Genomic DNA, 13,130 nt, shown 5'->3' on the forward strand with positions numbered 1-13,130 from the left:
ATGTCTTGTTACGACCCTATTCGGCGTCTGCGGCAACGCGCATAGAAACGATGGAATCCGGGTCCTGGACAGGCTCGCCGCGCTTGATCTTGTCGACGTTGTCCATTCCCTCGATCACCTGTCCCCACACCGTATACTGGCGGTTGAGGAACGCCGCGTCGTCGAAGCAGATGAAAAATTGCGAATTGGCGGAGTTGGGGCTCTGCGAACGCGCCATTGAACAGGCACCGCGGCCATGGTTCGCATTTGAAAATTCGGCCTTGAGATCAGGCTTTTCAGAACCGCCCATTCCGGCGCGAGCCGGATTGAAAGAACTGCCGCCCTGCTTGCCAAACTTGACATCGCCTGTCTGCGCCATAAACCCATCGATCACGCGGTGGAAAACCACGCCATCATAGGCGCCCTCCCGTGCAAGCTCCTTGATACGCTGGACATGGCCGGGCGCCAGATCCGGGTAAAGCTCTATCACGACACTACCCTTTGTCGTTTCAAGCAGGATGGTATTTTCTGGGTCTTTGTAGGCCATTTTCGGCGATCTCCTATTTCCTGAGTGCGTAATTACTTTTTTGCCCCAACGGTGACTTTGAGCATTTTGTCAGGGTTCTCGACCGCGCCATTGTCTGCTTCCGAACCCTTCTTGATCTTGTCGACGATATCCATACCGCTCGTGACCTTGCCAACGACGGTATATTGGCCATTCAGCGAAGGATACTCGGTGAACATGATGAAAAACTGCGAATTGGCAGAATTCGGGCTTTGTGCACGCGCCATGCCAACCGTTCCGCGCACGAAAGGTTCCTTTGAAAACTCGGCGGGCAAATCCGGGCGCGTTGAACCACCCGTTCCTGCAGCCTGCGCATTGAATCCCTTTTCCGTGTTGCCGTACTGAACGTCGCCAGTCTGCGCCATAAACCCAGGAATGACCCGGTGGAACACAACATTGTCGTATGCTCCTTCCTTGGCGAGAGCCTTTATCTGCTCGACATGCTTCGGCGCGAGATCAGGAAGCAATTCGACTTTCACCTCTCCGTCCTTGAGCTTGATCGTCATTGTGTTCGCATCGTCGGCCCAACTCACGTTGAGCGTGGCCAACGACAAGGATGAAACGGCAGCAACCATCAGTGCTGTGCGGAATATGGACATGAGCGTCTCCGGAATCAGGATTTGAATTTGGTTTTGAGCGCATCTGCGACAAGGGCGGGAACGAAATGCCGGACATCGCCGCCCATTGCTGCAATCTGGCGGACCAATGTGGCAGTAATGGTGCGAACCGCGGGATCGGCCGGCAAGAACACCGTCTGGAGCTCTGGCGCCATCTTGCCGTTCATTCCCGCCATCTGCATCTCGTAGTCAAGATCAGTGCCGTCGCGCAGTCCCCGGACCATCAGCGACGCCTCGACCTCGCGCGCAGCGTCTATCAGCAAACCGTCGAACGAGATTACCTTGATCCGCTTGCCATCATTGCCGAAGACCTCGTCGGCAACGCGTTCGATGAGTTCAACGCGTTCTTCGAAGGAAAACAAGGGCGCCTTACCCGGATGCACGCCGATCGCGACGAATACGGTATCGGCAAGCCGGAGCGAGCCCTGCAATACATCGATGTGACCGTTTGTGATGGGATCGAAGGATCCAGCATAGATCGCGATTGTCATGAGCGTGTCCTAGCCCTTTTGCTGCGGGCTTTCAATGGCCGGAAATTCATTCCCTGAACGGCAGATGAACAAGAAGCTCACCAAGCATTCAGGCGCCTTCATCTAATCAGGACATGAAAAAGATGAAACCATTTACAGACTAGCTCGTTGCTGATCATGGAAACTTATAAGCGAAGGGATCAATGATGTTTATCCTTCTAAGCATTGCGATGATGGTTGCCATGATCATTTCAGCCCTGATCATGATCATCGAAGAAAACAAAAAACGGGAATCCCCGTTTGAGGCTTCCCGTTTTGGGGTTTATCACCCGCGCCGCCATCACTGACGGCAGCCACGACTAGTTGCCGTCAGGCGTCGCTACCTCAGGTGAGGCGGTTTCGTCGTCAGGTGAAGCTTCAACTTCATCGGTTTCAGTCTCCGATATCCGCTCGACCGACACGACTTTTTCTCCATCGGCAGTATTGAAGATGGTCACGCCCTTCGTGGAGCGCCCTGCAATACGGATGCCGTTGACCGGCACGCGGATCAATTGTCCCCCATCGGAGACAAGTAGAATCTGATCCGAAGCTTCCACGGGGAAAAGCGAAACGAGCTTGCCGATTTCATCCGTCTTCGATGTATCGGTGGCGCGTATTCCTTTGCCACCACGCCCCGACACGCGGAATTCATACGACGAAGATCGCTTGCCATATCCATATTCGCTAACTGTAAGAACCGTCTGTTCACGTTGGCGTAGTTCAGCATAGCGTTCAGGAGTAAGTTCTGCTGCATCGGTAGCCTCTTCGCCAACGAGTGCGATTTCCTCGACATCGTCAGCGCCCTGGGCGCGCCGTTCTGCGGCAGCTTGCTTGAGATAGGTCGAGCGCTCTGCAGGGCTCGCATCCACGTGGCCAAGAATAGCCATGGAGATAATCCTATCGCCCGGCGCCAAGGTAATGCCGCGGACGCCGATCGAGTTGCGACTGGCGAAGACGCGGACGTCTGTCACAGGGAAACGAATGCACTGACCACCGGCGGCAGTGAGCAAGACGTCATCGAATTCATCGCACGTATCGACGCTGAGAATCTCGTCGCCCTCCTCCTCCAGCTTCATCGCGATTTTACCGTTGCGATTGACCTGAACGAAGTCGGACAGTTTGTTGCGGCGAACTGTTCCGCGCGTCGTGGCAAACATGACATCAAGGTTTGCCCAGCTTGCCTCGTCCTCGGGCAACGGCATGATCGTTGTGATGCGTTCGCCTTGTTCCAGCGGCAGCATGTTGATCAGAGCCTTGCCGCGCGATTGCGGAGTTCCGATCGGCAGGCGCCAGACCTTTTCCTTGTAGACGATACCCCGCGAGGAAAAGAACAACATCGGCGTGTGCGTATTGGCGACAAACAGCCGTGTGACGAAATCCTCGTCTTTCATCGAAACGCCGGAACGGCCCTTGCCGCCGCGCCGTTGCGCCCGATAGGTCGCCAAAGGCACGCGTTTGATATAACCGGCGTGACTTACCGTCACCACCATGTCTTCACGGGCGATGAGGTCTTCATCGTCCATATCCGCACCACCATCGGTAAGCACACTGCGGCGCGGCGTACCAAATTCATCACGAATGGCTGCCAACTCATCTTTGACGATACCCATGATGCGTGTACGGGAAGCGAGAATTTCAAGATAGTCTGCGATCTCAACGCCGATTTTGTTGAGTTCGTCGGCGATCTCATCCCGTCCGAGCGCGGTCAGGCGCTGCAGGCGAAGGTCCAGGATGGCGCGGGCCTGTTCCTCTGAAAGATTGTACGTATTGTCCTCGTTCAGCTTGTGACGAGGATCGGCGATCAACAGGATCAAGGGAGCGACGTCGCTCGCGGGCCAGCGCCGTTCCATCAACTGATCACGTGCCGTCTGCGGATCCGGCGCGCGGCGTATCAAGGCAATGATCTCGTCAATATTCGCGACGGCGATTGCAAGGCCGACCAACACATGGGCGCGGTCACGCGCCTTGCGCAGCAGGAATTTCGTGCGGCGGCTTACGACTTCCTCGCGGAAACTGACGAAGGCCCGCAGGATATCGAGCAGGTTCAAAAGACCTGGCTTACCGCCGTTGAGCGCCACCATGTTGGCTCCGAACGACGACTGCAGTGGCGTGAAACGATAAAGCTGGTTGATAATCACGTCAGCGACGGCATCGCGCTTCAGTTCGACCACGACACGATAACCGTCACGATCGGATTCATCGCGAATATCGGAAATGCCTTCGATGCGCTTGTCACGCACCAGATCGGCCATCTTCTCGATCATCGTCGCCTTGTTGACCTGATACGGCACCTCGGTGATGACGATAGCCTCGCGGTCACCGCGCATGCTTTCGACAGCGACCTTACCGCGCATCAGAATCGAGCCGCGGCCCGTGCTGTAAGCCGAGTAGATACCGGAACGGCCAAGGATCAGGCCCCCGGTCGGGAAATCCGGTCCTGGAATGTGTTCCATCATTTCCGGCAGTTCTATAGCCGGATTGTCGATCAGCGCTATGCAACCGTTGATGACCTCTGCGAGGTTGTGTGGTGGCACGTTTGTCGCCATACCGACGGCAATGCCGCCAGAACCATTGACGAGCAGGTTCGGGAAACCCGCCGGCAAAACCGTAGGCTCCTGCTCGCGGCCGTCGTAATTATCCTGAAAGTCGACCGTTTCCTTGTCGATATCGGCGAGCAAGGATTCCGTGACCTTTTCCAGACGGCATTCGGTGTACCGCATCGCCGCCGGCGAATCGCCGTCGATTGAACCAAAGTTTCCCTGACCGTCAACCAAAGGATCACGCAGCGACCAGTCCTGCGCCATGCGAACCAGCGCATCATAAATCGAAGCGTCTCCGTGCGGGTGGTACTTACCCATCACTTCACCGACGACACCGGCTGACTTGCGGTAGGACCGGTTCCACGACAGGCCCATTTCATTCATCGCGTGCAGGATGCGACGGTGAACGGGTTTCAAGCCATCGCGCACATCGGGCAGAGCACGGCTGACGATGACACTCATCGCATAGTCGAGATAAGAGCGCTGCATTTCCTCGATGATGGAAATCGGCTCAATTCCGAAGGAAGGGCCGGATTTATCGTCTTCGGAGCCAGGAGGTGGAGTTAAATCAGACACGAGGCACTCATCTTTCGCATAGAATCAATCTTTGATCTTATAGAGGCTTTTCAAGTCAAAAGCCAACAAACGGCACGGTAATACACAGCTGAAAACCCTTTTATATCAATGGGATAAAATAGAACTTCTCATGCGGTGAAAAACTTCGCAGCCGAATTGCAGTTTTCTCGACGTTGGGTACCGAATCCGGTAGGTTGGATCAGCTATAACGACAGGGTCGGTGCAGCTTTAAACAGAAAAGAAAAGCAAAATCGTGGCATACTCTGACACCGTCCTCAATGCTTTCGTGACGCTCATGGTCACCATTGATCCGCCGGGTCTTGCACCATTGTTTCTGGCACTTACCACCGGCATGAACCGAGCCGAACGCAGCCAGGTCGCCCTGCGCTCGAGCCTCACGGCATTCATTGTTCTCACCGTTTTTGCAGTTGCCGGTGCGCAAATCCTGGCGCTGTTCGGTATCACGCTGGGCGCTTTCCGCATCGCGGGCGGCCTGCTTCTGTTCTGGATTGCCTTCGAGATGATCTTCGAGAGGCGCAACGAGCGCAAGGAGAAAAGTGCCGAGGTTGCGATTACGAAAGATCACATCCGCAACATTGCCGCCTTCCCCTTGGCAATACCCTTGATAGCCGGTCCTGGCGCGATTTCCGCGACCATCCTGCTTGCAGGGACGCTGGCGGATGCCACCTCGCGCCTCGTGCTGATCGCCATCATCCTGGTCTGCATTGCCTCCTGCTATGCGGTATTCTTTCTCGCGGAACGAATCGATCGCTTTCTTGGCGAAACGGGGCGTTCGATACTGACCAGGCTCCTGGGGGTCATTCTTGCCGCACTCGCTGTTCAGTTCGTGGCAGACGGTATCAGAACCCTGGTAAACGGCTGATCGACCGCTAATATCCCGAACTTATGCGAACATCGACGCCGTCGCTGAAAATCACGGTCAAGGGCTTACCCGCGATGATCTCACCAAGCTCGGGTGAAATGGCCAGGGGGACGGCTTTGTTGACCGTCTCCATGGCTGAAGAAACGAACGCCTCTTTCACCACCCTGTCGCCACCCGGCGTTCTATAGGTCACGCGCGGTGACGCTATGACAGTACCGTCCCGGCGCAAGGCAAAGCGCAGCGTCACGCCCATGTCGTCAGCCCCGTGCGGCCGTAGCCAGCAAGCCAGCAGCGCCTCTCCGATTGCTCGCGTCGAGAATATCGGTTCGCTCTTGCCGCATGTCTCTTCCGCTGCCAAGGCAGGTGAGACGATCAGACAACCGAGTAAAGCAAGACAGCGCAATTGGCTCAATTTGCACTCGCCTCCGCGGTGATTTCCTCTGCAATATCCCTCTGGGTGATCAACCGGGCACTGCGCACACCACTCACGGAAATCCACAACCAACTCAATGCTACGGCCAAACGGTTGCGGACACCTATGAGGAAATAGATATGTGCAAGGCCCCAGAGCCACCAGGCCAGATAGCCTTTGAGCTTGATCCAGCCAAAATCGGTGACCGCCGCGCGCTTGCCGATCGTAGCGAGATCGCCGGCGTGACGATATACAAACGGTCTTGGCGTCTCGTCGCCGTCCAGCCTTGCCTTGATCGTAGTGGCAATATGCTGGCCCTGCTGCTTGGCCGCGGGTGCAATTCCCGGCACGGTTCCCTTGCCGCCGTTCGCAACGGTTGCCGTGTCGCCGATCACGAATATCTCCGGATGATCCGGCGCCGTCAGATCGGCATTGACGACCACGCGGCCAGCTCGATCAGACGGTGCACCTAGCCACTTGGCTGCCGGCGATGCCTGCACGCCAGCCGCCCAGATAATGGTTTTGGCACGCAACGATCGACCTCCGAACTCGACACCATCCGCATGACATTCGGTGACCGGACTGCCGAGATGCACCGTCACACCGAGCCTTTCGAGAGCACTTTTCGCATAGGCGGACAGGTCTTCACTGAAGGCAGCCAGGACCCGAGGTCCCCCCTCGATGAGTACGACACGCGTCGTCGCCGGATCGATCATGCGGAAATCGCCTTTCAACGTGTCGCGAGCAAGGTCGGCAATCGTTCCGGCAATCTCCACTCCGGTCGGACCACCGCCAATGATCACCAGGGTCAGATATTCCTCGCGCTTGGCGGGGTCTGGTTCACGCTCTGCCTTCTCGAACGCGGTCAGAATGCGTCTGCGAATCATTGTGGCGTCTTCCAGCGTCTTGAGACCCGGCGCATACGGCTCCCAGTCGTCATGACCGAAATAGGCGTGGCGTGCGCCGGTCGCCAACACCAGTGTGTCGTAAGGAATGACTTCGCCATCGGTCGTCAAGACGGTGCGGGCGGTCGTATCGACGCCTTCGACAGTGCCGAGTAAGGTCTTGACGTTCTTGTACTTCCGCACGAGGTGCCTGATCGGCCAGGCAATCTCGGATGTGGCCAATGTCGACGTTGCCACCTGATAGAGCAGCGGCTGGAAAAGATGGTGGTTGCGCTGATCGATAATCGTGATGTCGAGGTCGACATTGCGGAGACTGTAAACAGTCTCCAGGCCGCCGAACCCTCCTCCTACGACGACAAGGCGGTGTTTAGCGCGAGGTGTTGTCTGGATTTTTGACATTGCGAGGCTCCGATGCACAGACCAGAACCTGTCTAACAGACCAATCACACTGCTACAATTGCGCCAGTTGCCGCTCCGGGATGACTTGTCGGGGTATCTCTAGAGTTCGACGCCTGTCAGCGCCGCCCAACGCCCCGGGGTTACGCCGAAGGCTTTCTTGAACTGCCGGTTCAAATGGCTTTGATCGGCGAAACCAGTCTCCATGGCAATCCCCGCAAGCGACTCACCCTTCATGATCAACTCTCGTGCGCGTTGCAAACGACGCATCAACAAGAAGCGGTGTGGGCTGGTCGCGTAGAGCCTGCGGAAATGACGGGATAAAGCGTAGCGATCAAGCCCGCTTACAGCTTCGAGTTCGTCCGATCTCACAAGCCGCAGCGCATGTTCTTCCAGATACTCGCGCGCCAATTGTGTTTGCCGCATGGCCGGAGCGTCCAAAGATCTGACGGGTTGCCCGGCATGCCGCGCCAGGCCTTGCGTCAGTTGCGACACGACATCGTCTACCAGCAATTCGTCCAAATGGTCTTCCAAGTTGCCAAGAACTGCCGCCAGGGCACCATATAGCGCCGGGTCTGCAATGACCGGATTGGCAACGAATGGCAGCGCGTCTTGGCGGCGGCCCAGCGACTCCAGCGCCAGAGCCGGTTGCAGATAGAGCATCCGGTACCGCAAGCCATCATCGGTGCCCGCAGCGCCATCATGAATCTCATCGGGATGAATCGCGATGATATTCCCGGGCATGCTATGGCGCCGCTCCCCGCGATACCAGAACGTCTGCACGCCGTGCAATGTCACACCGATTGCATAGGTGTCGTGCCGGTGCAGATCGTAAGCGTTGCCGGCAAATCGCGCTTCGATGCGCTCCAATCCAGGATGGGGCGGCGCCGAGAGTATCGCATCTCGCACAGGACGCTCGCACAAACGTCCAAGACCACGAGCAGCCTCTTCACCTAAAACGTCTTGCATAGGTTCAGTATTCCCTGACAGACGGAGATCCATATCAATGTTCGATACTAAAATTGCAATCGTGTTGCGAGATGACATGGCCACGTGGCAAGCTTTGAACGTGACTGCATTTCTGACAAGCGGCATTGTTGCCCAGTCGCCTGACGTGATCGGCGAGCCTTATCGCGATCGGGCTGAAAACGTTTATAACCCACTTTCCATCCAGCCTGTGATCATGCTGGCTGCCGATCAAGGGACACTTTCCACCATTCATCGCCGTTCCCTCGAACGGGGCGTCAGAACATGCCTCTATATCGAGGAAATGTTTTCAACCGGCCACGACGCTGCCAATCGGGCAGTCTTTGCACAATTCGCACCGGACGATGCAAAGGTCGTAGGCATCGCCATGCGCGCCGATAAAAAGCTCGTCGACAAGATTACCAAGGGTGCAAGAATGCATCCTTGAAAGCAGTCAAAAGCCCGACGTGACGGCAAACACCACGAGGTAGCGGGCAATCTTGGCAATTGCCACAAGTATCACGAAACTGAGCAGCGGCTCCCGCAAGGCACCTGCGATCAATGTCAGCGGATCGCCGATGATCGGTGCCCAGCTCAACAGCAGCGTCCACTTGCCATAGCGGTGATACCAGGATGCGGCGCGATCAAGCTGCGCCTGACTTGCCGGAAACCACCTGCGGTCGCGAAACCTGTCTATGCCGCGGCCGAGAAGCCAATTGACGATGGAACCCAGCACGTTGCCCACGCTGGCGATAGCGATCAGCATGACCGGTGAGTAGGAGCCACTAAGCAGAAGTCCTGCCAGCGCGGCTTCCGACTGCATGGGCAAAATGGTTGCGGCTATAAAAGCAACCATGAAAAGCCCGGCATAGACGCCCAGATCACCCGTCATTACCAGGCGTTGCAATATTCAACGAGGTCAGAACGGAATTTCGTCGTCGAGATCGCGCGAAAAATTGCCGCCTGCACTCGACGAACTGCTCGACGATGCGCTGGACCGGCCGAAGTCGGACCCGTAATCATTGTCGGAGACCTGGCCGCGGCTTGAATTGTTGTCGAATGAACGTCCGCCGCCGGCATTGTCGCCGCGAGAATCGAGCATCTGAAGCTCGCCGCGGAATTTCTGCAGCACGATTTCCGTAGAATAGCGGTCATTACCGGTCTGGTCCTGCCATTTGCGGGTCTGCAACGCACCTTCGATATAAACTTTTGCGCCCTTTTTCAGGTACTGCTCGGCAACTTTGGCCAAGCCGTCGTTGAAGATGACGACGCTATGCCATTCGGTCTTTTCCTTGCGCTCGCCACTATTCTTGTCGCGCCAGCTTTCGGAGGTCGCAATACGAAGATTCACGACCGGGTCACCCGAACCAAGCCGCCGAACTTCCGGATCAGCGCCAAGATTTCCAACTAGAATGACCTTGTTGACACTGCCTGCCATGATCTAAACTCCACAAATCCCGTTCTCAAAATTTTCGCTATCATATAGAAGCCGCAGCCATGTCGGGCAACTGATTGCCCGCTATCCACAATATACACCCCCGACCGTCTTCTGCCCGGGCGAAGTCCAACAACACTCCTGCCAGATTTGTCAGCAGTGTTCTCACGTCTTCTGGACACTGCCGAGTGCAGTTGTACCTGTCTCACGGTGCCTTGCGGTACATCATCGGAGCGCTATATAACCGCGCAATTTGTTCTTTCTTTGTTCTATCACTTGCTCTAGCAATGTCAACATGGCTATGGTGATTCAACACAGCGGTCTCGTAAAACGCACGAAACACACTAAATAGGGAACAGTCTCTCGCGAGAGAGTATTCCCCCTCCCAAACGGCTGCCCTCTCGAAGGCGAATAGTGATGAGCGATCAGAAATACATTTCCATTCGCGGTGCTCGCGAACACAACTTGAAGAATATTGATCTCGACCTGCCCCGGGACAAGCTAATTGTCATGACCGGCCTGTCCGGCTCGGGCAAGTCGTCGCTCGCTTTCGATACGATCTATGCTGAAGGACAAAGGCGCTATGTCGAGAGCCTGTCTGCCTATGCACGGCAGTTTCTCGAGATGATGCAGAAGCCCGACGTTGACCAGATCGACGGTCTTTCGCCGGCAATTTCTATCGAGCAAAAGACAACCAGCCGCAATCCAAGGTCGACTGTCGGCACCGTCACCGAAATATACGATTATCTGCGCCTGCTCTTTGCGCGCGTCGGGGTTCCATATTCTCCCGCCACAGGTCTGCCCATCGAGAGCCAGACGGTGAGCCAGATGGTTGATCGCGTGCTGGCTCTTGAAGAAGGCACCCGGCTTTTCATCCTTGCGCCAATTGTACGTGGCCGGAAAGGCGAATACCGCAAGGAACTCGCCGATCTGCAGAAGCGCGGCTTCCAGCGCGTCAAGGTCGACGGCATTTTTTACGAGATCGCCGATGTTCCGGCGCTCGACAAGAAGTACAAGCATGACATCGATGTTGTGGTCGACCGCATTGTGGTGCGTGCGGATATATCCGCTCGTCTTGCCGACAGTCTGGAGACCTGCCTCAAGCTTGCCGACGGTATCGCGGTTGCGGAATTTGCCGACAAGCCGCTGCCGGGAGATGAAACTGCCAGTGAATCAGCCAACAAGTCCAAGAATGATACTCACGAGCGCCTGATGTTCTCGGAGAAGTTTGCGTGCCCGGTTTCAGGCTTCACCATTTCCGAGATAGAGCCGCGCCTGTTTTCGTTTAACAATCCCTTCGGCGCCTGCCCTACCTGCGATGGTCTCGGCACACAGAAGGCTATCGACCCGACCATGATCGTGCCGGACGAAAGCCTGACGTTGAAAAGTGGCGCTATTGCCCCGTGGGCCAAGTCGAGTTCGCCTTATTATAACCAGACACTGGATGCGCTGGGCGCCGCCTATGGCTTCAAGCTTGCTGACCGCTGGAGCGATCTGAGCGACGAAGCGCGGACAGCCATCCTCTACGGGACGGGCAGCCGTGAGGTGCAGTTCTCCTATGATGACGGCTTGCGTTCCTATCGCACCACGAAGCCATTCGAGGGGGTCATTCCCAATCTGGAGCGCCGCTGGAAAGAAACCGACTCTGCCTGGTCGCGGGAAGAGATAGAACGTTTCATGTCCGGCACGCCCTGCCCGGCCTGCAATGGTTACCGGCTGAAGCCCGAGGCGCTCGCGGTGAAGATTGGCGGCCTCCATGTCGGTCAGGTCACCGAGAAATCCATACGTCACGCGGATGCGTGGTTCCGCGATATCGACCAGTCGTTCAACGAAAAACAAACGGAGATTGCCGCGCGCATTCTCAAGGAAATCCGCGAGCGCCTGCGCTTCCTCAATGATGTGGGGCTCGATTATCTGGCGCTGTCGCGCAATTCCGGGACGCTGTCCGGAGGCGAGAGCCAGCGAATTCGCCTTGCCTCGCAGATCGGTTCCGGCCTTACAGGCGTGCTATACGTTCTGGATGAGCCATCCATCGGCCTGCATCAGCGCGACAATGAGCAATTGCTGAAAACCCTCCGCCACCTGCGTGATCTCGGCAATACCGTCATCGTCGTTGAACACGATGAGGATGCGATTCTGACCGCGGACTATGTCGTCGATATTGGCCCGGCTGCGGGTATCCATGGCGGCGAGATCATCGCTCAGGGAACGCCGGCGGATATCATGGCCAGTCCGAAATCGCTCACCGGCAAGTATCTGTCCGGCGAAATCGAAGTTGCGGTGCCGTCCGAGCGCCGCAAGATCAACAAGAAGCGCATCAAGATCGTCGGTGCGCGCGGCAATAATCTCAAGAATGTATCCGCTGAAATTCCGCTTGGCACTTTCACCGCCGTTACGGGCGTGTCCGGTGGCGGCAAGTCCACGTTCCTGATCGAAACGCTGTTCAAGGCGGCGTCGCGGCGCATCATGGGTTCGCGCGAGCATCCAGCAGATCATGATCGCATCGACGGCCTGGAATTTCTCGACAAGGTCATCGACATAGACCAGTCGCCGATCGGCCGCACGCCTCGATCCAACCCCGCAACTTACACGGGGGCGTTTACCCCGATCCGCGACTGGTTTGCCGGGCTGCCGGAGGCGAAGGCGCGTGGCTATCAGCCGGGACGTTTCTCATTCAACGTGAAGGGTGGACGCTGCGAGGCCTGCCAGGGCGACGGCGTGATCAAGATCGAGATGCACTTCCTGCCGGATGTCTATGTCACCTGCGATGTCTGTCACGGCAAGCGGTACAATCGCGAGACGCTGGAAGTTCTGTTTAAAGGCAAGTCGATTGCGGATGTACTCGACATGACCGTCGAGGAAGGTGCCGAGTTCTTCTCCGCCGTTCCGGCCGTGCGCGACAAGCTGCAAACGCTTGCAAAGGTCGGCCTCGGCTATATCCATGTCGGCCAACAGGCGAATACATTGTCAGGCGGCGAGGCCCAGCGCATCAAGCTCGCCAAAGAGTTGTCCCGCAAGGCAACCGGCCGCACGCTCTATATTCTCGATGAGCCAACAACCGGCTTGCATTTCCACGACGTAGCCAAGCTTCTTGAAGTGCTGCACGAACTCGTCGACCAGGGTAACACGGTGGTTGTGATCGAGCACAATCTTGAGGTCATCAAAACGGCGGACTGGGTGATCGACCTCGGACCCCATGGCGGCGATGGTGGCGGCGAGATCGTGGCTATTGGCCGGCCGGAGGATATTGTCGGGGCCGAGCGCTCCTATACAGGTCAATTCCTCAGGGAACTCCTGCGACGTCGTCCTGGACACAAGGCGCAGGCCGCAGCCGAATAGTCAAAAAT

13 protein-coding genes are annotated in these 13,130 nt (G+C 56.7%); 4 read left to right on the forward strand and 9 right to left on the reverse strand.

Annotated elements, in window-relative coordinates; all coding sequences use genetic code 11:
- Positions 1 to 16 precede the first annotated feature (16 nt).
- The 3 genes from CU100_RS11900 to coaD are packed head-to-tail and all read right to left on the reverse strand — an operon-like array spanning position 17 to position 1,652.
- Positions 17 to 526, reverse strand: a complete 510-nt coding sequence (locus tag CU100_RS11900) for a peptidylprolyl isomerase (protein WP_106716770.1) — start codon at positions 524 to 526, stop codon at positions 17 to 19.
- A 32-nt stretch (positions 527 to 558) separates the two neighbouring features.
- The gene (locus CU100_RS11905; protein WP_106716771.1) at positions 559 to 1,143 is read right to left on the reverse strand and encodes a peptidylprolyl isomerase; all 585 of its coding nucleotides are present in this window, start codon (positions 1,141 to 1,143) and stop codon (positions 559 to 561) included.
- A 14-nt stretch (positions 1,144 to 1,157) separates the two neighbouring features.
- Positions 1,158 to 1,652, reverse strand: coding sequence for a pantetheine-phosphate adenylyltransferase (coaD, locus tag CU100_RS11910; RefSeq protein ID WP_106716772.1), 495 nt, complete (start codon positions 1,650 to 1,652; stop codon positions 1,158 to 1,160).
- Between the two features lie 182 nt (positions 1,653 to 1,834).
- On the opposite strand from coaD, the gene CU100_RS26860 reads away from it, so the two are divergent.
- Positions 1,835 to 1,978: a hypothetical protein gene (locus CU100_RS26860; RefSeq protein ID WP_170113804.1), complete on the forward strand. Its 144-nt coding sequence runs from the start codon at positions 1,835 to 1,837 to the stop codon at positions 1,976 to 1,978.
- A 12-nt stretch (positions 1,979 to 1,990) separates the two neighbouring features.
- On the opposite strand, the gene gyrA is transcribed toward CU100_RS26860, so the two are convergent.
- Positions 1,991 to 4,786 carry a DNA gyrase subunit A gene (gyrA, locus tag CU100_RS11915; protein WP_106716773.1) on the reverse strand — a complete coding sequence of 932 codons (2,796 nt, stop codon included), beginning with the start codon at positions 4,784 to 4,786 and terminating at the stop codon, positions 1,991 to 1,993.
- 295 nt (positions 4,787 to 5,081) lie between these two features.
- Here gyrA and CU100_RS11920 point away from each other — a divergent pair, with 295 nt between their 5' ends.
- On the forward strand, positions 5,082 to 5,669 hold the full coding sequence (locus CU100_RS11920) for a MarC family protein (RefSeq protein WP_210280612.1): 588 nt from the start codon (positions 5,082 to 5,084) through the stop codon (positions 5,667 to 5,669).
- A gap of 7 nt (positions 5,670 to 5,676) precedes the next feature.
- On the opposite strand, the gene CU100_RS11925 is transcribed toward CU100_RS11920, so the two are convergent.
- From CU100_RS11925 to CU100_RS11935, 3 genes are all read right to left on the reverse strand, one after another.
- Positions 5,677 to 6,081, reverse strand: coding sequence for a hypothetical protein (locus CU100_RS11925; protein WP_106716775.1), 405 nt, complete (start codon positions 6,079 to 6,081; stop codon positions 5,677 to 5,679).
- A complete protein-coding gene (locus CU100_RS11930) occupies positions 6,078 to 7,385 on the reverse strand; it encodes an NAD(P)/FAD-dependent oxidoreductase (RefSeq protein ID WP_106716776.1) in 1,308 nt (435 codons plus the stop codon). Before CU100_RS11930 ends, CU100_RS11925 begins: the two co-directional genes overlap by 4 nt.
- Positions 7,386 to 7,484: 99 nt before the next feature.
- Positions 7,485 to 8,351, reverse strand: a complete 867-nt coding sequence (locus tag CU100_RS11935) for an AraC family transcriptional regulator (protein WP_245418994.1) — start codon at positions 8,349 to 8,351, stop codon at positions 7,485 to 7,487.
- A 37-nt stretch (positions 8,352 to 8,388) separates the two neighbouring features.
- Here CU100_RS11935 and CU100_RS11940 point away from each other — a divergent pair, with 37 nt between their 5' ends.
- Entirely contained in the window at positions 8,389 to 8,796 is a 408-nt protein-coding gene (locus CU100_RS11940) for a DUF2000 family protein (RefSeq protein WP_106716778.1), read from the forward strand.
- A gap of 6 nt (positions 8,797 to 8,802) precedes the next feature.
- Here the strand turns inward: CU100_RS11940 and CU100_RS11945 are convergent, their stop codons facing one another.
- Both CU100_RS11945 and CU100_RS11950 read right to left on the reverse strand, forming a co-directional pair.
- Positions 8,803 to 9,240: a YqaA family protein gene (locus tag CU100_RS11945; protein ID WP_106716779.1), complete on the reverse strand. Its 438-nt coding sequence runs from the start codon at positions 9,238 to 9,240 to the stop codon at positions 8,803 to 8,805.
- Between the two features lie 27 nt (positions 9,241 to 9,267).
- Complete coding sequence (locus CU100_RS11950; RefSeq protein WP_106716780.1) at positions 9,268 to 9,786, reverse strand: single-stranded DNA-binding protein; 519 nt, start codon at positions 9,784 to 9,786, stop codon at positions 9,268 to 9,270.
- 414 nt (positions 9,787 to 10,200) lie between these two features.
- On the opposite strand from CU100_RS11950, the gene uvrA reads away from it, so the two are divergent.
- Positions 10,201 to 13,122, forward strand: coding sequence for an excinuclease ABC subunit UvrA (uvrA, locus tag CU100_RS11955; RefSeq protein ID WP_106716781.1), 2,922 nt, complete (start codon positions 10,201 to 10,203; stop codon positions 13,120 to 13,122).
- The last annotated feature ends 8 nt before the right edge of the window (positions 13,123 to 13,130 follow it).

This window comes from Phyllobacterium endophyticum (genome assembly GCF_003010935.1).
GTDB lineage: Bacteria > Pseudomonadota > Alphaproteobacteria > Rhizobiales > Rhizobiaceae > Phyllobacterium > Phyllobacterium endophyticum.

Coding starts and splice junctions, on each gene's coding strand:
- CU100_RS11900 (WP_106716770.1), bottom strand. CDS start 526: ATGGCCTACAAAGACCCAGAAAATACCATCCTGCTTGAAACGACAAAG.
- CU100_RS11905 (WP_106716771.1), bottom strand. CDS start 1,143: ATGTCCATATTCCGCACAGCACTGATGGTTGCTGCCGTTTCATCCTTG.
- coaD (WP_106716772.1), bottom strand. CDS start 1,652: ATGACAATCGCGATCTATGCTGGATCCTTCGATCCCATCACAAACGGT.
- CU100_RS26860 (WP_170113804.1), top strand. CDS start 1,835: ATGATGTTTATCCTTCTAAGCATTGCGATGATGGTTGCCATGATCATT.
- CU100_RS11920 (WP_210280612.1), top strand. CDS start 5,082: ATGGTCACCATTGATCCGCCGGGTCTTGCACCATTGTTTCTGGCACTT.
- CU100_RS11930 (WP_106716776.1), bottom strand. CDS start 7,385: ATGTCAAAAATCCAGACAACACCTCGCGCTAAACACCGCCTTGTCGTC.
- CU100_RS11935 (WP_245418994.1), bottom strand. CDS start 8,351: ATGCAAGACGTTTTAGGTGAAGAGGCTGCTCGTGGTCTTGGACGTTTG.
- CU100_RS11940 (WP_106716778.1), top strand. CDS start 8,389: ATGTTCGATACTAAAATTGCAATCGTGTTGCGAGATGACATGGCCACG.
- CU100_RS11945 (WP_106716779.1), bottom strand. CDS start 9,240: ATGACGGGTGATCTGGGCGTCTATGCCGGGCTTTTCATGGTTGCTTTT.
- CU100_RS11950 (WP_106716780.1), bottom strand. CDS start 9,786: ATGGCAGGCAGTGTCAACAAGGTCATTCTAGTTGGAAATCTTGGCGCT.
- uvrA (WP_106716781.1), top strand. CDS start 10,201: ATGAGCGATCAGAAATACATTTCCATTCGCGGTGCTCGCGAACACAAC.